At 62.4% G+C, this 17,209-nt stretch carries 20 protein-coding genes; 13 read left to right on the top strand and 7 right to left on the bottom strand.

Translation table 11 applies throughout. The features are described from left to right. Nucleotides 1–3: 3 nt before the first annotated feature. From CUV01_RS07625 to CUV01_RS07640, 4 genes are all read right to left on the bottom strand, one after another. The gene (locus tag CUV01_RS07625; RefSeq protein WP_101459944.1) at nt 4–1,137 is read right to left on the bottom strand and encodes a carbohydrate ABC transporter permease; all 1,134 of its coding nucleotides are present in this window, start codon (nt 1,135–1,137) and stop codon (nt 4–6) included. After that, nucleotides 1,137–2,129: a carbohydrate ABC transporter permease gene (locus tag CUV01_RS07630; protein WP_101459945.1), complete on the bottom strand. Its 993-nt coding sequence runs from the start codon at nt 2,127–2,129 to the stop codon at nt 1,137–1,139. The genes CUV01_RS07625 and CUV01_RS07630 overlap by 1 nt, the downstream gene beginning before the upstream one ends. Before the next feature lie 77 nt (nt 2,130–2,206). Then, the gene (locus CUV01_RS07635) at nt 2,207–3,562 is read right to left on the bottom strand and encodes an ABC transporter substrate-binding protein (protein WP_101459946.1); all 1,356 of its coding nucleotides are present in this window, start codon (nt 3,560–3,562) and stop codon (nt 2,207–2,209) included. Between the two features lie 101 nt (nt 3,563–3,663). Then, nucleotides 3,664–4,719, bottom strand: coding sequence for a quinoprotein relay system zinc metallohydrolase 2 (locus CUV01_RS07640; protein WP_101459947.1), 1,056 nt, complete (start codon nt 4,717–4,719; stop codon nt 3,664–3,666). A 121-nt stretch (nt 4,720–4,840) separates the two neighbouring features. Between CUV01_RS07640 and pqqA the strand changes: the two genes are divergently transcribed. From pqqA to CUV01_RS07670, 6 genes are all read left to right on the top strand, one after another. After that, nucleotides 4,841–4,933 carry a pyrroloquinoline quinone precursor peptide PqqA gene (pqqA, locus tag CUV01_RS07645; RefSeq protein ID WP_101461940.1) on the top strand — a complete coding sequence of 31 codons (93 nt, stop codon included), beginning with the start codon at nt 4,841–4,843 and terminating at the stop codon, nt 4,931–4,933. A 74-nt stretch (nt 4,934–5,007) separates the two neighbouring features. Beyond that, nucleotides 5,008–5,889: a pyrroloquinoline quinone biosynthesis protein PqqB gene (pqqB, locus tag CUV01_RS07650; RefSeq protein ID WP_101459948.1), complete on the top strand. Its 882-nt coding sequence runs from the start codon at nt 5,008–5,010 to the stop codon at nt 5,887–5,889. After that, a complete protein-coding gene (gene pqqC / locus CUV01_RS07655; RefSeq protein WP_232962601.1) occupies nt 5,886–6,632 on the top strand; it encodes a pyrroloquinoline-quinone synthase PqqC in 747 nt (248 codons plus the stop codon). The genes pqqB and pqqC overlap by 4 nt, the downstream gene beginning before the upstream one ends. Further along, nucleotides 6,629–6,922, top strand: coding sequence for a pyrroloquinoline quinone biosynthesis peptide chaperone PqqD (gene pqqD, locus CUV01_RS07660; RefSeq protein WP_101459949.1), 294 nt, complete (start codon nt 6,629–6,631; stop codon nt 6,920–6,922). The genes pqqC and pqqD overlap by 4 nt, the downstream gene beginning before the upstream one ends. Beyond that, a complete protein-coding gene (pqqE, locus tag CUV01_RS07665; RefSeq protein WP_101459950.1) occupies nt 6,919–8,052 on the top strand; it encodes a pyrroloquinoline quinone biosynthesis protein PqqE in 1,134 nt (377 codons plus the stop codon). Before pqqD ends, pqqE begins: the two co-directional genes overlap by 4 nt. A gap of 1 nt (nt 8,053) precedes the next feature. After that, nucleotides 8,054–8,827, top strand: a complete 774-nt coding sequence (locus CUV01_RS07670; RefSeq protein WP_101459951.1) for a quinoprotein dehydrogenase-associated SoxYZ-like carrier — start codon at nt 8,054–8,056, stop codon at nt 8,825–8,827. A gap of 7 nt (nt 8,828–8,834) precedes the next feature. Here CUV01_RS07670 and CUV01_RS07675 read toward each other — a convergent pair whose 3' ends face one another. The 3 genes from CUV01_RS07675 to CUV01_RS07685 are packed head-to-tail and all read right to left on the bottom strand — an operon-like array spanning nt 8,835 to nt 11,164. Beyond that, nucleotides 8,835–9,428 carry an ATP-binding cassette domain-containing protein gene (locus CUV01_RS07675; protein ID WP_101459952.1) on the bottom strand — a complete coding sequence of 198 codons (594 nt, stop codon included), beginning with the start codon at nt 9,426–9,428 and terminating at the stop codon, nt 8,835–8,837. Continuing rightward, nucleotides 9,418–10,158, bottom strand: a complete 741-nt coding sequence (locus CUV01_RS07680) for an ABC transporter permease (protein ID WP_232962603.1) — start codon at nt 10,156–10,158, stop codon at nt 9,418–9,420. Before CUV01_RS07680 ends, CUV01_RS07675 begins: the two co-directional genes overlap by 11 nt. 34 nt (nt 10,159–10,192) lie before the next feature. Continuing rightward, on the bottom strand, nt 10,193–11,164 hold the full coding sequence (locus CUV01_RS07685; protein WP_101459954.1) for an ABC transporter substrate-binding protein: 972 nt from the start codon (nt 11,162–11,164) through the stop codon (nt 10,193–10,195). Between the two features lie 170 nt (nt 11,165–11,334). Here CUV01_RS07685 and CUV01_RS07690 point away from each other — a divergent pair, with 170 nt between their 5' ends. From CUV01_RS07690 to CUV01_RS07720, 7 genes are all read left to right on the top strand, one after another. Beyond that, the gene (locus CUV01_RS07690) at nt 11,335–12,042 is read left to right on the top strand and encodes a response regulator transcription factor (RefSeq protein WP_101459955.1); all 708 of its coding nucleotides are present in this window, start codon (nt 11,335–11,337) and stop codon (nt 12,040–12,042) included. Next, the gene (locus CUV01_RS07695; protein ID WP_101459956.1) at nt 12,042–13,181 is read left to right on the top strand and encodes an FIST N-terminal domain-containing protein; all 1,140 of its coding nucleotides are present in this window, start codon (nt 12,042–12,044) and stop codon (nt 13,179–13,181) included. The genes CUV01_RS07690 and CUV01_RS07695 overlap by 1 nt, the downstream gene beginning before the upstream one ends. Beyond that, nucleotides 13,181–14,503 carry an ATP-binding response regulator gene (locus CUV01_RS07700; protein ID WP_232962604.1) on the top strand — a complete coding sequence of 441 codons (1,323 nt, stop codon included), beginning with the start codon at nt 13,181–13,183 and terminating at the stop codon, nt 14,501–14,503. The genes CUV01_RS07695 and CUV01_RS07700 overlap by 1 nt, the downstream gene beginning before the upstream one ends. A 97-nt stretch (nt 14,504–14,600) precedes the next feature. Continuing rightward, the gene (locus CUV01_RS07705; protein WP_101459958.1) at nt 14,601–15,209 is read left to right on the top strand and encodes a hypothetical protein; all 609 of its coding nucleotides are present in this window, start codon (nt 14,601–14,603) and stop codon (nt 15,207–15,209) included. A gap of 38 nt (nt 15,210–15,247) precedes the next feature. Next, nucleotides 15,248–15,541 carry a hypothetical protein gene (locus CUV01_RS07710; RefSeq protein ID WP_232962607.1) on the top strand — a complete coding sequence of 98 codons (294 nt, stop codon included), beginning with the start codon at nt 15,248–15,250 and terminating at the stop codon, nt 15,539–15,541. A 146-nt stretch (nt 15,542–15,687) separates the two neighbouring features. Further along, nucleotides 15,688–16,377, top strand: coding sequence for a ribulose-phosphate 3-epimerase (rpe, locus tag CUV01_RS07715; RefSeq protein ID WP_101459960.1), 690 nt, complete (start codon nt 15,688–15,690; stop codon nt 16,375–16,377). A gap of 51 nt (nt 16,378–16,428) precedes the next feature. Continuing rightward, nucleotides 16,429–17,208, top strand: a complete 780-nt coding sequence (locus tag CUV01_RS07720) for an SDR family oxidoreductase (RefSeq protein WP_101459961.1) — start codon at nt 16,429–16,431, stop codon at nt 17,206–17,208. Nucleotide 17,209: the final 1 nt, after the last annotated feature.

Raw genomic sequence — 17,209 nt, forward strand, 5'->3', positions numbered from 1 at the left:
GGATCAGCCGCCCTTTACCGAGCCGGCAAGCAGGCCGCGCACCAGGTATCGCTGCATCGCAAAGAAGACCAACAGCGGCACAAGGATGCTGATAAAGGCCGACGTCGCCAGAATTTCCCATTCGCCCCCGCGAGAGCCCATCATCTCGCGCAGCATGGCTGTCATGACCAGCTGTTCACGGGTGTTGCCCAGAAAGACGGTGGCAACCAGCAGGTCGTTCCATGTCCACAGGAACTGGAAGATCGCGAAAGAGGCCAGCGCAGGGAAGGACAGCGGCAGGATGATGCGGCGAAAGATCTGGAATTCGGTCGCGCCGTCGACGCGGGCGCTTTCGATCACCTCGCGCGGCAGCCCGGCCATATAGTTTCGCAGCAGATAGATCGCCAGCGGCAGACCAAAGCCGGTATGGGCAAGCCATATCCCCAGATAGCCCTTTCCGATGCCGATCTCGTTATGCAGCCGCAGCAGCGGGATCAGCGCCACTTGCAGCGGCACGACCAGCAGCCCGACCACCGCGGCCAGCAGCAGCGACCTGCCGGGAAATGGCATCCACGCCAGCGCATAGGCCGCAAAGGCCGCAATCAGGATCGGAATGATCGTCGCCGGGATTGTCACCGTCATCGTGTTCATGAAGGCGCGGCCCAGCCCGTCAGCGGTCAGCACGCGGCGATAATTGTCGACGGTGAACTTCGCCGGGACCTCGGTCGTGGTAAAGATCCGCTCGCCCCGCGAGATGTCGAAGGGTTGAGGCGAGGTCAGCCGATAGTTGCCGTCCTCGGCCACCGTCAGTTCCCAGTTCTCATCGATGGTCGTGCTGGCGCCGGGTTCGAATTCATCCGGGCTGCGGGCGGATGTGCCCCAGGCCGTCAGGCTTTGGCCTTCGGCGAGGACATTGCCCTCCAGCACATACATTCCGTCCACCTGTGCGGCGTCGTCGCTCGTGCCGGTGCGGACAAAGCCTGTCTGCTCGGAGGCCGAGAATGACTGCCACCATCCCGAGGTCGAGATTTGATCGCGATCACGGAATGACGACACAAACAGACCAAGTGTCGGGATTGTCCATAGCAACACCAGCAAGAAGGCCGCGATGTTGACCGCCCAGGTGAGCGAGGATTTTTGTCCAGCCATGCCTTCCATCAGCGTGCCTCCTTGCGCAGGTTGATGATGTTCCAGACCATGATCGGGGTGACCAGCAGCATCAGCACGATCACAATGGCCGAGCCGCGTCCCGCGTCGTTCGCGCGGAACGACCAGTCATACATCAGGTTCGCCAGAACCTGCGTGCCCCATTGGCCGTTGGTCATGACGAAGACGATGTCAAAGACCTTCAGAACGGTGATGGTGATTGTCGTCCAGACAACGGCGATCGTGCCCATGATCTGTGGTACCTTGATCTTGAAAAAGACCTGCCAGGGCGATGCGCCGTCCAGAATGGCGGCCTCGATGGTTTCCTCGGGAATGCCGCGCAGGGCAGCCGACAGGATGACCATGGCAAAGCCGGTCTGAATCCAGACGAGGACGATCATCAGGAAGAAGTTGTTCCACGGGATCAGCGTCAGCCAGACCTTCGGGTCGCCGCCAAGCGAGGTGACGATCGCGTTCAGCAGGCCGATCTGCGTCTCGCCTGATTCGCGGTATTCATAGATGAACTTCCAGATGACACCGGCGCCGACAAAGCTGATGGCCATGGGCATGAAGATCAGCGATTTGCCGAAATTTCCCCATTTGATCCGGTCGGTCAGCTGTGCCGCGACCAGTCCGAACAGCGTCGACAGGGCGGGCACGATCAACAGCCAGAACAGGTTGTTGCGCATCGATTCCCGGAACTTGGCGTCGCCCATCAGCCAGGTATAGTTCGCACCGCCGACAAAGCGGCTGCCATCCGCGTTATGCATCGATGCCCAGAAACTGCCGATTACGGGATAAACCAGATAGATCGACAGAAACAGGATCGCGGGTCCCAGAAACAGCCATGGCCGGATCTGGCTGGCCCTTCTGATATTATCCCCGGCCTTTGGGCCGCGCGGTGGGTAGATGCTGTCCAGCACCATGTTCGAGCCCCAGAACCACGCGACGCAACCGAATACGCCGATAATGATGGTGCTGACGGCAAGCCAAAGAAGTTCCATCCCCGATCCTCCCTCTTGCAGTTGACCGGCCCGCTAATCGGGCCGATCTCATGTTCAAGCCCGCATCCGGGCAGCGCTTAGTTCAGCGTGTCCCAGCTGCTTTGGATCGTGTCCGTCACGGATTGCGCGTCAGCGCCACCGACGAAATCGATCATCCCGGTCCAGAAGGCACCAGCACCAATCGCGGCCGGCATCAGGTCGGAACCGTCAAAGCGGAAGGTCGTGGCGTTCAGCAGAATATCGCCCATCTTCTTGGTCGTATCGCTGCCATAGGCTTCCGTGTTCGCGCCGGTATGCGGGGTCAGGAAGCCGCTTTGGGACATCCAGATTTCGTGTGCCGCTGGCGTTTGCAGAAACTCGATGAAGGCCATTGCCGCAGGGTTTTCGCTGTGAACACCGAACAGGGTGCCACCGCCAAGAACAGGCTGACCCAAAGATCCGTCGGCCTTGGCCGGGAAGTAGAAGAAATCTGCATCGACCCCGATCTCGGTCCCCTCAGGGAAGAAGGACGGGATAAAGCTGGCCTGCCGGTGGAAATAGCAGCTGGGCGGGCTTTCAAACAGACCCTTCGGGCTGTCGCGGAAATCGGTCGAGCTGACCGATCCGACGCCGCCGGCGACAAAGTCGGGGTTCTTGGCGAACCAGCCGAACTCTTCGATCGCCGCAACGACCTTGGGATCGTTGAACGGCAGTTCGTTGGTCGTCCAGGCATCATAATCTTCGGGGCTGTTCATGCGCAGCATGAGGTCTTCAACCCAGTCTGTTGCTGGCCAGCCGGTCGCACCGCCCGAACCCAGGCCGATGCACCAGGGCGCCTCGCCATCCGCTGCGATCTGCTCGGTAACCGACTTCAGATCCTCATAGGTTTCCGGTACGTCATAACCCAGATCTTCGAGGTTCTCAGGAACGTACCAGACCAGCGATTTCACGTCGGCCTTATACGGAAACACATAGAGATGCTCGGCGCCGTCCGGGCCCTCGTAGGTGCTGAAGTTTACCCAGCTGTCACCGGCTGCATAGTTTTCCGACAGCCAGGTCGAGGTTTCCTCGGGCAGCGGCTGCAAATGGCCCTTGCGTGCAAGGTCTGCTGCCAGACCCGGCTGCGGGTAAACGGCGATATCCGGCGGTGATCCGGCCTCGCTGTCGATGACGATCTGCTGTTCGAAACTGTCCGAGCCCGAGTAGTTCACGGTGATCCCGGTGGCATCTTCGAAATATGGCAGAATCGATGTGAACAATTCCTGGTCGGCGCCCAGCCAGGGACCAAGGACAGACACTTCCTGGCCTTCCATCCCGGAATGAGACGCTTTGAAATCTTCCAGACTTTGCCAGTTGATGCGGTCGTCGCTGCCCGGTTCGATTACCATTTGCGCGTGTGCGAGACCTGCTGTCAGCGCCAATGCGGCAGCCGACGTCATGAGAATTGGTTTCATTTTTCTCCCCCCTTTTCAGGACTATTTGTGCGTGTGAAACGACCGCGCCAACATCCTGTTAGCGCCAACATCGTAAACTTTCGTGAGTTTGTCAATCGTAACTATTCCCATTCCAGCTCTTTGAATGCAGCGGTGGCATCGCGGGCGATGGTGTCATCGAAATCGGTCCAGCCTTCCGCAACATTCTGAAGCTCCGATACAATTGTGGGCACAGCCTCTGACATTGATTGGCCCGACGCGATGGCGTGACGAACCGAATCACGCAATTGGAGCAGCAGGTTGCTTTGTTTTGCAACAGCCTCTTGCCAGTTTTGTGCCACGGGGCCATGTCCGGGCACGATCAGCCCGACTTCTGCGGGCGGCGCTTCAAGCCAATGCAACCACCCGTTGAGTGACCCATCGACGACCGGCGTCAGGTCGCGAAACACCAGATCGCCGGTGAACAAGGTGTTGGTCGCATCGTCACGAACGATCAGATCATTATCCGTATGCGCAGTGGGCACCGCCGCAAGTTCAAGGGTGCGCCCGCCCAAAGAGATCCGGTCGCTCTGCGCAATGGTCATATCGGGCAGCGTGATCTCGGTACCGATCATCTCGGGCGCGCCCACGATGCGGGACATATTCTCCAGATAGCCCTGTCCGCGCATGTCCAGCGACTGAACCAGCTTTTCGTTGGCAACGATACTGGCACCGGCTTCGGCAAAAACCGATGCACCAAGAACGTGATCGGGATGCATGTGGGTCAGAATGACATGGCTGACAGGCTTTGGGGTCAGGTGTCGGATGGCCGCATACAGATCCTGTCCTTCTGCGCGACTTGCGCCTGCATCGATGATCGCAACGCTATCGGTGCCAATGATCACCGACAAATTTGCGATGCGCCCACGATTGTCCGACGCGATTTGCGCGGTTTGCCCCTGCCGCAGCCAAACACCCGGCGCGATTGAATGCAGTTCGAGTCCGCCGACATCGGTATTTTCAATGCACTCGGTTCCCGAACCGGTCAGATCCGGGTGATCTGCCAGCCAGTCCCGGCTGATTCGCTCGGCCTGCGAAAGACAGGCCTGCGGCGTCAGGCCATCGCCCTGCGGCAGCAGGATCGGGCGGCAATCCCCGGAATCAACGGCAATGCAGGCAGTCAAGATTAGATGAAACATTTGCCAAATCTTCCCGATGGTCGTTTTTTTGTAAGGCGTCGAGCGCTCGTTGCGACTTAGGTCGCGTTGACGAACAGTCGAACAATCCTAGCATGAACGAATTATGCGTAAGGAGGAACTGATGGCTTGGAATAAACCCGTGCTGAAAGAGATCGCCTGTGGCATGGAAATCAACATGTATGCCCCGGCCGAGGATGAACCGGTTCTGTTCTGAACAGACCGGAAGTGAATTGATTTTACGGCCCCGACCGAGTTTACCGGCCGGGGCCGTTTTCGTTTTGGGGTGCCATGCGGATCTTTGTACTTGGGGCCGCGGCAGGCGGCGGATTGCCACAATGGAACTGCGGCTGCGTGAACTGCGCCGCCGCACGCGCTGGCCGCATCCCATCACTTAGCCAAAGCAGCATCGCCGTTTCCGCGAACGGGCAGGATTGGGCGATCATCAATGCCTCGCCCGATATCCGGACGCAGATGGCCGCCACACCCGTGCTGCATCCGACCGGCGCCCGGCAGATGCCTTTGCGGTCGGTTCTGGTCACCAATGGCGATATCGATCATGTCGCAGGGCTGCTGACGCTGCGCGAAAGCCAACCCTTTGATCTGTTCGCAACCGCCACCATCCACGCCGCGCTGGACGCAAACCCGATGATGTCGGCGGTCAATCCTGAATTTGTCCCGCGCCGGACTGTCGCGCTGGATCAGCAGTTCGATCTGGCGCCGGACCTTGCGGCGACGCTGTTTGCCGTGCCGGGCAAGGTGCCGCTTTATCTGGAAGGCGACACCGTCGAGACAGACCTGATCGGCGAGAATACCGTGGGGGTCGAACTGACCTCGGGCGGCAAGCGCGCGCTTTATATTCCGGGCTGTGCGGATATGCCCGATTGGCTCAAGGATCGTATTAACGGTGCGGATCTGCTGATGTTCGATGGCACGCTGTGGCAGGATGATGAGATGATCACAGCCGGGCTTGGCCGCAAGACCGGAGGCCGAATGGGCCATATGGCCGCACAGGACAGCATTGCCGCGCTGGCCGATCTGTCGCTGGCGCGGCGACTGTTTGTGCATATCAACAACTCAAACCCGCTGACTGATCCGGGCAGCCCGCAGGTGGCCGAAGCCGAGGCCAATGGCTGGCAAATCGGTCGCGACGGAACTGAGGTGGTAGTGTGAAAGATCTGCAAGGCCCGCAAAACCAACAGGATTTCGAGGCGCGACTGCGCGCCATCGGGGCTGAACGCTATCACGACCGCCATCCGTTTCACGCGCGGCTTCATGGTGGGCAATGCACCCCTGACGAGGTGCGCGCCTGGGTCATAAACCGCTGGATGTATCAATCGCGCATCCCGATGAAGGACGCGGCCTTCATGTCGCGCGTCGACGATCCCGATCTGCGCCGGCGTTGGCGCAAGCGGATCGAGGATCATGACGGCGGCGTCACCGAGGGCGGTGGTATCCGGCGTTGGCTGGCATTGTCGCGCGCCGTGGGTCTGGACCCCGACTACGTTGCCAGCGGCGCGGGCATCATGCCGGCCACCCGCTTTGCCGTGGATGCCTATGTCAGGTTCGTGCGCGACATGCCGTTGCTCGATGCCGTCGCTGCCAGCCTGACCGAACTCTTCGCGCCCAAGATCCATGCTCAGCGGATCGAAGGGCTGTTGGCGCATTACGACTTTGCCGATGACACCAGCCTGGCCTATTTCAAGCGCCGGCTGACCGAGGCACCCGAGGATGTGGCCTTTGGGCTGGATTATGTGCTGACCCATGCCGACACGCTGGAAAAACAGAACGCGGCGGCGGCGGCGTTGATCTTCAAGACAGATGTGCTGTGGGCGCAGCTTGATGCGCTTTGGCACGGCTATGTCGAAGGGAATATCCCGCGCGGCGCGTGGCGACCCGGCGAGGGGCTGCTATGACCCGGCTTATTGAACCCGAACAGATCCCGTACCTGCCGCGCGGGGTGCGGCTGACCGATGACCGCGTGCGCGGTATCCGCGTGCTGCAGGCGCCCGAGCGCGCGATGCAACTGGATGCCGTGGGCGACGCGATCCTGTCGGAACTGGACGGATCGCGCAGCATGGCCGACATCGCCGAAGGTCTGGCCGTGGCTTACAACGCGCCCGCCGATCAGATCTCAGGCGATGTCGCCGATTTCCTGACCGGGCTGATTGAACGGCGCATGGTTTTTGTAAAGGCCGCGCCATGAAGGACCAGTTCCAACCCCAGGATCTGGATGGCAACCCGGTCACGCCGGGCCTGCCGATGGCAATGCTGGCCGAAATCACCCATCGCTGCCCGCTGGCCTGCCCTTATTGCAGCAATCCGGTCGAACTGACCCGCGCCGCGCAGGAACTGGACGCCGAAACATGGGCGAGGATCTTTCGCGAGGCGGCGGATCTGGGCGTGCTACAGGTCCATATCTCGGGCGGTGAACCCGGTGCGCGCCGCGATCTGGCGCAGATCGTGGCCAGTGTGCGCGATGCGGGCCTGTATGTGAACCTGATCACCTCTGGCATCGGCATCACCCGCCAGCGGCTGCAGGAACTGGACACCGCAGGCGTCGATCATGTGCAGCTGTCGCTGCAAGGCATCCGGCCAGACATGGCCGACCGGATCAGTGGGCATCCGGGGTCTTGGGACAAGAAGATGGGTTTCGCCGAATGGGTGACCGAAATCGGCTTTCCGCTGACCATCAACGCCGTGGTGCATCGTCAGAACATGGACCGGCTGCCCGACATGATCGAACTGGCCGAAACCCTCGGCGCGCGCCGCATCGAGGTGGCGACCGTGCAATTCCACGGTTGGGCCGACCTGAACCGCAAGGCGCTGATGCCGACGCGCGAACAGGCGGGCTTTGCCCGGCAGGTCGTGAATGATGCACGCGGCCGGCTGCGCGGGCGCATGGTGATCGACTATGTCCCGGCGGATCATCACGCCATCTACCCAAAGGCCTGCATGGGGGGCTGGGGCTCGACCGGGTTGAATATCGGGCCCGATGGCACCGTGCTGCCCTGCCACGCGGCGCAAACCATCGACTGGATGCGCTTTGACAACGCCCGCGACCGTCCGCTGGCTGATATCTGGCACGACTCTGGCAGCTTCAACGCGTTTCGCGGCACCGGCTGGATGGCCGAACCATGCCGCACATGTGACAGAAAAACCGTGGATTTTGGCGGCTGTCGATGCCAAGCTATGGCCATGGCAGGTGATGCGCGGGCAACCGATCCGGTTTGCTCGAAATCACCATTGCATGCGCAGGTGGTGGCAAGGGCCGAAGAGGACGCGGCCAGCGATACTGCCGATCTGATCTATCGGCGCATGAAAAAGGGAGGATGAGATGAAGGCATGGCTTATTGCCGGGCTTTTGCTGGCCACCCCAGTATTGGCTCAGGAAAACCCGATGCAACCGTCCGCGACCTGGGACGACTTGCGCGAATCCGTTGTCGGACTGACCGAAGAACCGCCGGTCGACGCAGCCATTCTGGACCTGGATGCGCCGATCCGCGCCCATGATGCGGCAATCGTGCCGATCCGTCTGACCCAGCCGGCAGATGCGCCGGATTTGACCGACCTGATTCTTGTGATCGACGAAAATCCCGCCCCCGTCGCCGCCGAATACAACTTTGGTTCTGCGCTGATGCCCTTGGATTTCGAGGTGCGCGTTCGCGTCAACGCCTATTCCGATGTGCGCGCCATCGGCACGGGACCGGATGGTGCGCAGGTCATGGCCGGGCGCTTTGTCAAAGCCTCGGGCGGGTGCTCTGCCCCGGCGGGCAAGGATATGACGACGGTGATGGACACGATGGGCCAGATGCGCTGGAAATCCGCGCAAGAGGATGGCCGCACCATTGGCACGCTGATGATCCGGCATCCGAATTTCTCGGGGCTGCAGCGTGATCAGGTCACGCTTCTGAACATCCCGCCGCATTTCATCGACACGCTGGAGGTGCGGCAGGGCGAAGAGATGCTGTTCACCATGTCGGCTGGCATTTCGATCAGCGAAGATCCGGTTTTCCGCTTTGGTTATACGCCAAACGGCCAGCCCGTGACCGTTCATATCGAGGATACCGACGGTAATAGCTGGGATCAGAGCTTCGACGTTTCCGGTTAGCTCTGGGTCAAGGCGCGGTCACAAGTGTCGCGGGGCGACCCGACAATCTGACCGGGCTGGCCCCCAGCCTTGCCGGTTCGCCCGCATCATGCGTCACCAGGATCAGCCCGGCCCCGCTGCGGTCCAGCAAGGCGGCGGTCAGGTCGATCATGCGAGTGGCTGTCTCGGCATCGAGGCTGGCGAAGGGCTCGTCCATCAGCAGGATATCTGGCCGTGCGGCAAAGGCGCGGGCCAAGGCCAGGCGCCGCTGCTGGCCCAGTGACATCTGTCGCGGATAATGGGCCTCGTGCCCGTTCAGCCCGACCTGTTCCATCAGATCGCGCGCATCGCCGGCATCGCATCCCGTGGGGATGGTCACATTCTCGATCGCCCGCCGCCACGGCAGCAAGGTCGGTTCCTGAAACACCACGGCAAGGCGGTCACCGCCGGTCAACGTGCCGTCATAGCGATGGTCCAGCCCCGCGATGATACGCAGCAGCGTCGATTTGCCGACGCCGGATGGTCCCAGCACAGCCAGCCGCTGCCCGCGCGTGACCTGCATCGTCAAAGGCCCCAGCACCGGCTGGTCGCCAAATGATTTGCCCTTCAGGTCAAGCTTCATCGCGTCGCCAGCGGTTCGCGCGGGCCTCCCACGGGCGCAGGATGGCAAGGTCGATGAGCAGCATCACGGCGACAAATGCCAGCGACCATGCCAAGACGCCGGCCACGTCAAAGCTTGAAAACAGCAGGTGGATCTTGAAGCCGACCCCGTTCGAGCGGCCAAGAAATTCGACGACAAGGACGATCTTCCAGATCAGTGAAATACCGGCGCGGGCGGCAGCCGCGATATGGGGCGCCAGCTGCGGCAGCACCACATGACGCAGACGCGCCACCGGTGTCATCCGAAAGGCCGCCGACATGTCGTCCAGATCGGGACGCAGCGCCCGCGTGCCCTCGCGCAGCATGACGGTAACGACCGGGATCTTGTTCAGCGCCACGGCGGCGATTGCCGCGACCTCGTTCAGCCCGATCCAGATATAGGCCAGCACGATGGTGACCAGCGCCGGAATGTTCAGCGCGATCACCAGCAGCGGGTTCATCCACTGATCCGCGCCGCGCGAGCGGCCCATCCACAGGCCAATCGCGATGCCAACGGCCATGGCGATCACAAAGCTGGCCAAGACGCGCATCAGCGTCATGCCGGCGTGGAACCACAGCTCTCCGGACGCGGCAAGCGACCAGATCCGAGACGCCACGACCCATGGCGCGGGCAATGTGTGCGGCCGTTCGGTCAATTGCGATGCGACGGTCCAGACCGTCAGCAGCGCCAGGACCGACAAAAGCCCCGGCAAGGCGCCGGGGCTTTGCCAGGGATATCTTTGCCCCTTAGTCACCCGACCAGAACAGCCCCTCTGGCAGTTCGGTCAGACCGCCGGTCAGTTCGTCGCCGCCAAGATCAGCCATCACGGCGAACATGGCCTGCGCGTTATCGGCATTGACCGGGCCTTCGGGCGGAATGCCCGCAATCCAGCCCTCGCGCAGCGCCTCGAATTGCGCATCATCTGCTGCGTTCATGATCGGGCGGATGGCTTGCCATGCGGCATCATCGCTGGCCAGCAGATCCTTGGCCTGCCGCGACGCCGCAGCCAACCCCTTTGCCAGATCCGGGTGCTCGGCGATCCAGGCGTCGCGCAGGACGTAGCCCAGCAGCGGCGTTGCGGGATCAAGCCCGAGATCGCGGGCCGCATCGGCCACATTCACCACCGGGCGCATCCCTGCCGCTTGCATCTTGGCCAGGAAATGCCAGAAATTGATCGCGCCATCGACCTCGCCCGTTTCGGCCGCGTTCATGATGACGGGCGGTGCGCCAAACACCTGTTCGGTCACGTCCGCCAGATCCTGGCCGGTCTGTTGCTCGTGCCAGGCGCGCAGGATCAGCCAGCTTTTATCCACCGGCCCACCGGCGATGCCGATCTTTTTATCGGCCAGGTCGGCCAGTGTCTGGACCGGGCTGTCGGCGGGAACGACCAGACTGCCCACGGCGGTTGAATAGGGCAGAAAGGTGAAGTCCTCGCCCCTTGCGCGCTGTTGGGCCACCCACAGGAAATCCGAGACGATGGCATCGACCTCGCCCCCTTGCATGGCCACCTGTGTCGCAGGATTTCCGGCCAGAGGCAGCAGTTCCAGCGTAAAGCCATTGGCCTCATCCAGACCCTGGTCCTTGATGGTCTGCAATTCCCAATTGACCGTGCCGTTTTCCAGCGTTCCGATTTCGATCACCGGCAACGCGGCATCCTGCGCCTGCGCGGCCGGGCTGAACATCGCCAGCGCGACCGCCATTGTTGCGAAAAACTTCATGGCCGCTACCCCCTTGATCCGGTCTGTCAGCGCCGAAACTGGCACGGCACCGGCACCTCGCCAATAGCACGTAAGTTGTAAGGCTCTTGCGTTGCAGGCAGCCAGTTCTACAATCTGGTCGAACGAAGCCGTTGAAATCAGGTTTCGATCATCCTGGGAGGAAGTGCAATATGCCGGCCGATACGGAAGCCGACAAAGCCGCGTCGGTGCAGCGGCTGTCGGCAGAACAGGTCAAAGAGATCCTGATCGTCGATGATCACCCGCTGATGTGCGATGCACTGGCGCTGACCCTGAAGATCAGTTTCGGGCTGAAACATGTGCGAACGGCGCGCAGTCTTGGTGCTGCGGTCGAACAGATCAAGTCGCAGGGTGCGCCCGATGCGGTGATCCTTGACCTGAACCTGCCCGATGCGCGCGGCGCTGAAGGCATCGTGACCCTGCGCCGCTTGCTGCCTGAGGTGCCGATCACCATGATTTCCGCGGATATCGAGGCAAGCCAGATCCAGGCATCGCTTGCCGCCGGGGCGCAGGGCTATATCAGCAAATCACTGGGCCGCGAGGCGCTGGTAGACAGCCTGCGCCGGATGTGGGGCGGCGAGACGGTCACGCCCGAGGGCTATGAGCCGGAACTGGCGCAAGAGGAAGAAGAGGCCCGTGCCGATCTGGCCCGCCGCTTTGCCAGCCTGACCCCTCAGCAGATGCGGATTCTGCGGCTGATCTGTCAGGGCAAGGCGAACAAGGAAATCAGCTACGAGCTGTCCATCGCCGAGGCCACCGTCAAGACGCATATCACCGCGATCATGTCCAAGATCAACGCGCGGCGGCGCACGCAGGCGGTGCTGCTGGCCAATACGGTCAAGCTGTTCGAGGCCGGATAATGCAGGACGGCGCTGGCCAGCCAGAGGGGCCGCAGATCCTTCTGATGGATGGCCAGGACGCGGATGGCGCGGACCAGGTGATCCGCGACATGGCCGCGATTGAGCCGGCGCTGGTGATCCTGTTCGGCTCGCCCCGCGAGGCGCTGGCGCCGCTGGCGCGCGCGCTGCACCGTGCCCTGCCGGATTGCCGCGTGGCGGGATGTTCATCGGCGGGCGAGATCGGGCCGCAGGGGTATTGCCATGGCAAGATCCTGGCGATTGGCTTTCCGCGCACCGCCTTTCGCGCCGAGGTGGTCGTGTTGCGCGATCTGGCGCATATCCCGGTGTCGCGGTGGATGACGCAGTTACGCGAAACACACGCCCATTTCGCGGGGGATCGCGACAGAGGCCTGTTCGGCCTGCTGTTTTCCGACGGCCTCGCTGGCAAGGAAGAGGTGCTGACCGCCGCGATAGAGGCCGCACTGCCGGCGGTGCCTGTGCTGGGCGGCTCGGCCGGCGACGGGTTGGAGTTCACACGGACCTGCATGATTGCCGATGGCGAGGTCCAGTCCGATGTGGCGGTGTTCGTGCTGATCGAAAGCGCGCTGCCGGTCAGCGAGGTGACATTCGCCCATTTCAGCCCGACCGCGACACGCGCGGTCGTGACAGCGGCCATTCCTGAACAGCGGATCATCCTGGAACTGAACGCCGAACCCGCAGCCGAGGAATATGCCCGGCTGACCGGCATTCCCGAGGCCGATCTGACGCCTACAGATTTCGCGCGACACCCGCTGCTGCTGCATGTCGGTCGCCGTCACCATGTTCGCGCCATCAGCGCGCGGACAGAATGCGGCGGACTGGCGCTGATGTCTGCGATCGACGTCGGCTCGGTGCTGACATTGGGCCGGGCCGAGGAACTGACTCACGGCTTTGCCGAGGCCATGGAGGCGCTGCCGCGCCCGCCGCTTATGGTGCTGGGCTTTGACTGCATCCTGCGCCGATTGGCGCTGGAACGGGCAGGCCTGGAACGAGAGATGTCCGAATTGTTCGCGCGCTACCGCATCGTCGGTTTCAACACCTATGGCGAACAGCACAGCGCCATGCATGTGAACCAGACATTCGTCGGTCTGGCGATCCTGCCGCCGGCAGAGGCGCCGTGATGCTGCGCGATGATGACAGCGCCGACCGGCGTGCGCTGAAACTGGGCCGGATCGCCAATGCGCTGATCGAACGCGTCGACCGGCTGGAGGAATCGCGCGGTTCTGCCTGGTCGATGTTCCAGGCGGCCGTGGCGCTGGAACAAGAGGTCACCACCCGCACGGCACAGTTGGAACAGGCGCTGGCGGATCTGTCGCAGCGAAATCGCGAACTGGCCGTCGCCCGCGCGTCGGCGGAAGAGGCAAACCGCTCCAAGACCCGTTTTCTGCGCGCGGCCAGCCATGATCTGCTGCAACCCCTTTCGGCGGCGCGGCTGTTTCTGGATGCGCTGGCCGGGACCGATCTGGATGACGGACAGCAAGAGATCGCGGCGCGTTTGACGGGCGCCTTCGAGTCGGTCGAACAATTGATGCATGCGGTGCTGGACATTGCACGGCTGGACAGCCAGCGGATCGAATTCAACCGCAAACCCGTGGCGATGGACCGCATGTTCATGCGGCTGGCAGATGAATTTGGCCCGACTGCCGAGGCCAAGGGTCTGCGGCTGCGTTTCGCCCCGACCTCTGCCGTGGTCGACAGCGACCCGGTTTTCCTGCGGCGGATCGCCCAGAACCTGATCTCTAACGCGATCAAATACACGCCGCGCGGTGGGGTGCTGGTGGGAATGCGCCCGCGCGGGTCTCTGGCCTGGCTAGAGGTCTGGGACACCGGACCTGGCATCCCGGCCATCGACCGCAACCGCATCTTTGGCGAATTTCAGCGGCTGAACAGTGATCCGGGGGCGGTTGGCATGGGGCTGGGCCTGTCCATCGTGCGCCGCGCCTGTGCCAAGCTTGGTCATCCGCTGAAACTTGACAGCGAGCCGATGCGCGGCACGGTGTTCCGCGCGGGTCTGCCGCTGACCGCAGAGGCCGACCCGATGGGCTTTTGTGTCTGGCCGGGACATAGCGGCACATTGCAGGGTCGCCTTGCCATGGTGATCGAGAATGATGTGGGCATGCGCTGCGGCTATGAGATGATCCTGCAGGGGCAATTGGGCATGATCGCGCGTCTGTCCGGCGGCACCGATGAGGCGCTGGCCACCATGGGCGATGATCCTCCGGACGTGATTCTGGCGGACTATAATCTGGATGACGGCGACACAGGCATTGCGGCCATCAACGCACTGAGGGAAGCCGCCGGTCAGCCGATCCCGGCAGTCATGGTCACAGCGCGCCGCGACCCGACCATCGCCCGCGCCTGCGCCGATATCGGGGTGCCGCTGCTGGAAAAGCCGGTTCGCCCCGCCGACCTGCGGACCATGCTGGAACAGTTGCTGTCCTGACGATCTGCGACCTATGAGTGAGGCCGCGGTGCCGGCCCTTGCCCGCACAGCATGGCTGGGCCAATCTGACACCGAACTCTGGGGGAGAAGGCGCCGCATGAAGAACATTCTTTGCTGGATCGTGGCGTTGATGCTGCCGGCTCTGCCGCTGACCGCTGGCGAGGCGGGCGATGCTGTCTTTGCCGAGCGCGGACCCTGGTCTCTGGGTACGCAGGAACTGGTCTGGACCGAGACGGTTCAGGGCCCTGCGGCCGAGGGCTTTCGCACGGTCGAGGATGGCCGCTTGACGCTGTCCGAGGCGATCGATCCGACAGATGGGGAACCGATCCTGCAGCTGACCCATCGTAAGGGCACATATGATCGCGTCATCGGCCCCTATCCCATTTCAGGCGGCGATCCGGTCCTGACCTTCTTTCTTGAACGCACAGCCCGCGACATGGCCGCGCTGACCGGCGGCAGCCCGTTCTATATCCGGAACAGGATGAAGGACGCGCTGTTTCGTGGCGGCAGCCTAAGCCGAGATGGCGATACGGTCGAGGCGCGGTTCAAACCTTTCGAAGGCGATGGCAACGCGGATCGGATGGGCGGTTTCGAGACCTTGGAACTGGTCTTCATCATCGGCGACCCCGACGCGCCGATCCGCGAAATGACCGCCAGCACCGACGGCGAGGCGCTGGATTATCTCAACCGTCTGGTGATGCAATGAGGGTCGCAGTTGCTGCCCTTGCGATCTGCGCGGCGCCCATGGCAAACGCGCAAGAACTGAATGATTTCCCGACCAATGCACGGGCCGAATACGTGTTCGCCTGCATGGCCACCAACGGTCAGACCCGCGAGATGCTGGACCGCTGTTCCTGCGCCATCGACCAGATCGCCAGCGTGATCGGTTACGAGGACTACGTCGCAGCCGAGACAGTACTGCGGATGCGTCAGGTTTCGGGTGAACGGGCCAGCATGTTTCGCGGCATGCCCGAAATGACCGAATACGTCGCGACATTGCGCCGCGCCGAGGCTGAGGCCGAGCTCCTGTGTTTTTGAGTCTGTGACCAGCGATCGCTGCCCCGGATGGCGGGAGGTTGGGGCCGTTTGCGCCATGCGAACCCCAGGTCAGAGGCCGGTTCTCATTGACGTGGAAGGTGCCGGGACCGTAAGGGTGCGCCATCCAGCACTTCGAGGGCCGTCCCATGACATTCGACCGCAAGATCAAGATCGCTCCGTCCATCCTCTCTGCCGATTTCGCCGATTTCGGGCGCGAGATCCGGGCCATCGAGGATCAGGGGGCCGATTGGGTGCATGTCGATGTGATGGACGGGCATTTCGTGCCGAACCTGACCTTCGGCCCGCCTGCGGTTAAGGCATTTCGTCCGCATGTGACGACCTTCATGGATGTGCACCTGATGATCGCGCCGGTGGACCCCTATATCGAGGCCTATGCCGAGGCAGGCGCCGATCTGATCACCGCCCATGTCGAGGCCGGCCCGCATATCCACCGCACCTTGCAGGCGATCCGGGCGACGGGAAAGAAATCCGGTGTGGCGCTGAACCCGGGAACGCCGGTTGAGGCGGTCGAATATGTGCTGGATCTGTGTGATCTGGTGCTGGTCATGTCGGTCAATCCCGGTTTCGGCGGGCAGAAATTCATTCATAGCCAGGTCGACAAGATCGCCCGCCTGCGCGGCATGATCGGTGATCGGCCCATCCATATCCAGGTGGATGGCGGCGTCGACGCAAAGACCGCCCCGCTGGTCGCAAAGGCCGGCGCCGATGTGCTGGTTGCAGGCTCGGCGGTGTTCAAGGGCGGCTCGGTCGGCGCGCCCGAAGTCTACGGTAATAATATGCGGGCGATCCGCGACGCAATCGACACCGGGATTTGACAATGCCCGTCTTGCGCGCTTCCCTGTAGCGAAACCTGTCGGAGGACAATCATGGATTTGGGTATCAAGGGTAAGCGCGGGCTTGTTTGCGCCGCCTCAAAGGGGCTGGGCCGGGGTTGCGCCGAGGCGCTGGCAGGGGCCGGCGTGGATCTGGTCATCAACAGCCGGACCGAGGCGGATATCACCGCGACCGCCCGTGAGATCGCGGACAAATACGGGGTCGAGGTCGTGCCGGTGGCGGCCGATATCACCACCGAGGAAGGGCGCGCCAAGGTTCTCGAGGCCGTGGGTCAGGCGGACATACTGGTCAACAACGCCGGCGGTCCGCCCCCCGGCAATTGGACCGATTGGAGTCGCGACGATTTCATCAAGGCGCTGGATGCCAACATGCTGACGGCGATTGCGCTGATGCAGGCGCTGGTGCCGGGGATGATGGATCGGGGATGGGGTCGTGTGGTCAACATCACCTCGCAATCGGTGCGTTCTCCGATCCCGGTTCTGGGTCTGTCGAACACCGCACGGACCGGGCTGACCGGCTTTGTCGCCGGCATGTCGCGTCAGGTGGCTGGCAGCGGCGTTGTGGTGAACAACCTCTTGCCCGGCATTCACGCGACCGACCGTGCGGCCAGCCTCGATGGTGGCGTTGCCAAGGCCGAGAACATCAGCGTGGACGAGGCCCGCAAGCGTCGCGAGGCGAATATTCCGGCCCATACCTACGGCACGGCCGAGGATTTCGGCGCGACATGCGCTTTCATGTGCAGCCAACATGCACGGTTCATGATCGGCCAGAACATTCTGCTGGATGGTGGCGCGCTGAACGCGACGATCTGAG

Source organism: Paracoccus tegillarcae (assembly GCF_002847305.1).
GTDB lineage: Bacteria > Pseudomonadota > Alphaproteobacteria > Rhodobacterales > Rhodobacteraceae > Paracoccus > Paracoccus tegillarcae.

What these genes read in the sequence shown, in the direction of transcription:
- CUV01_RS07625 (WP_101459944.1), bottom strand. Translation starts at nt 1,137, where the DNA reads ATGGAAGGCATGGCTGGACAAAAATCCTCGCTCACCTGGGCGGTCAAC.
- CUV01_RS07630 (WP_101459945.1), bottom strand. Translation starts at nt 2,129, where the DNA reads ATGGAACTTCTTTGGCTTGCCGTCAGCACCATCATTATCGGCGTATTC.
- CUV01_RS07635 (WP_101459946.1), bottom strand. Translation starts at nt 3,562, where the DNA reads ATGAAACCAATTCTCATGACGTCGGCTGCCGCATTGGCGCTGACAGCA.
- CUV01_RS07640 (WP_101459947.1), bottom strand. Translation starts at nt 4,719, where the DNA reads ATGTTTCATCTAATCTTGACTGCCTGCATTGCCGTTGATTCCGGGGAT.
- pqqA (WP_101461940.1), top strand. Translation starts at nt 4,841, where the DNA reads ATGGCTTGGAATAAACCCGTGCTGAAAGAGATCGCCTGTGGCATGGAA.
- pqqB (WP_101459948.1), top strand. Translation starts at nt 5,008, where the DNA reads ATGCGGATCTTTGTACTTGGGGCCGCGGCAGGCGGCGGATTGCCACAA.
- pqqD (WP_101459949.1), top strand. Translation starts at nt 6,629, where the DNA reads ATGACCCGGCTTATTGAACCCGAACAGATCCCGTACCTGCCGCGCGGG.
- pqqE (WP_101459950.1), top strand. Translation starts at nt 6,919, where the DNA reads ATGAAGGACCAGTTCCAACCCCAGGATCTGGATGGCAACCCGGTCACG.
- CUV01_RS07670 (WP_101459951.1), top strand. Translation starts at nt 8,054, where the DNA reads ATGAAGGCATGGCTTATTGCCGGGCTTTTGCTGGCCACCCCAGTATTG.
- CUV01_RS07675 (WP_101459952.1), bottom strand. Translation starts at nt 9,428, where the DNA reads ATGAAGCTTGACCTGAAGGGCAAATCATTTGGCGACCAGCCGGTGCTG.
- CUV01_RS07685 (WP_101459954.1), bottom strand. Translation starts at nt 11,164, where the DNA reads ATGAAGTTTTTCGCAACAATGGCGGTCGCGCTGGCGATGTTCAGCCCG.
- CUV01_RS07690 (WP_101459955.1), top strand. Translation starts at nt 11,335, where the DNA reads ATGCCGGCCGATACGGAAGCCGACAAAGCCGCGTCGGTGCAGCGGCTG.
- CUV01_RS07695 (WP_101459956.1), top strand. Translation starts at nt 12,042, where the DNA reads ATGCAGGACGGCGCTGGCCAGCCAGAGGGGCCGCAGATCCTTCTGATG.
- CUV01_RS07700 (WP_232962604.1), top strand. Translation starts at nt 13,181, where the DNA reads ATGCTGCGCGATGATGACAGCGCCGACCGGCGTGCGCTGAAACTGGGC.
- CUV01_RS07705 (WP_101459958.1), top strand. Translation starts at nt 14,601, where the DNA reads ATGAAGAACATTCTTTGCTGGATCGTGGCGTTGATGCTGCCGGCTCTG.
- CUV01_RS07710 (WP_232962607.1), top strand. Translation starts at nt 15,248, where the DNA reads ATGGCAAACGCGCAAGAACTGAATGATTTCCCGACCAATGCACGGGCC.
- rpe (WP_101459960.1), top strand. Translation starts at nt 15,688, where the DNA reads ATGACATTCGACCGCAAGATCAAGATCGCTCCGTCCATCCTCTCTGCC.
- CUV01_RS07720 (WP_101459961.1), top strand. Translation starts at nt 16,429, where the DNA reads ATGGATTTGGGTATCAAGGGTAAGCGCGGGCTTGTTTGCGCCGCCTCA.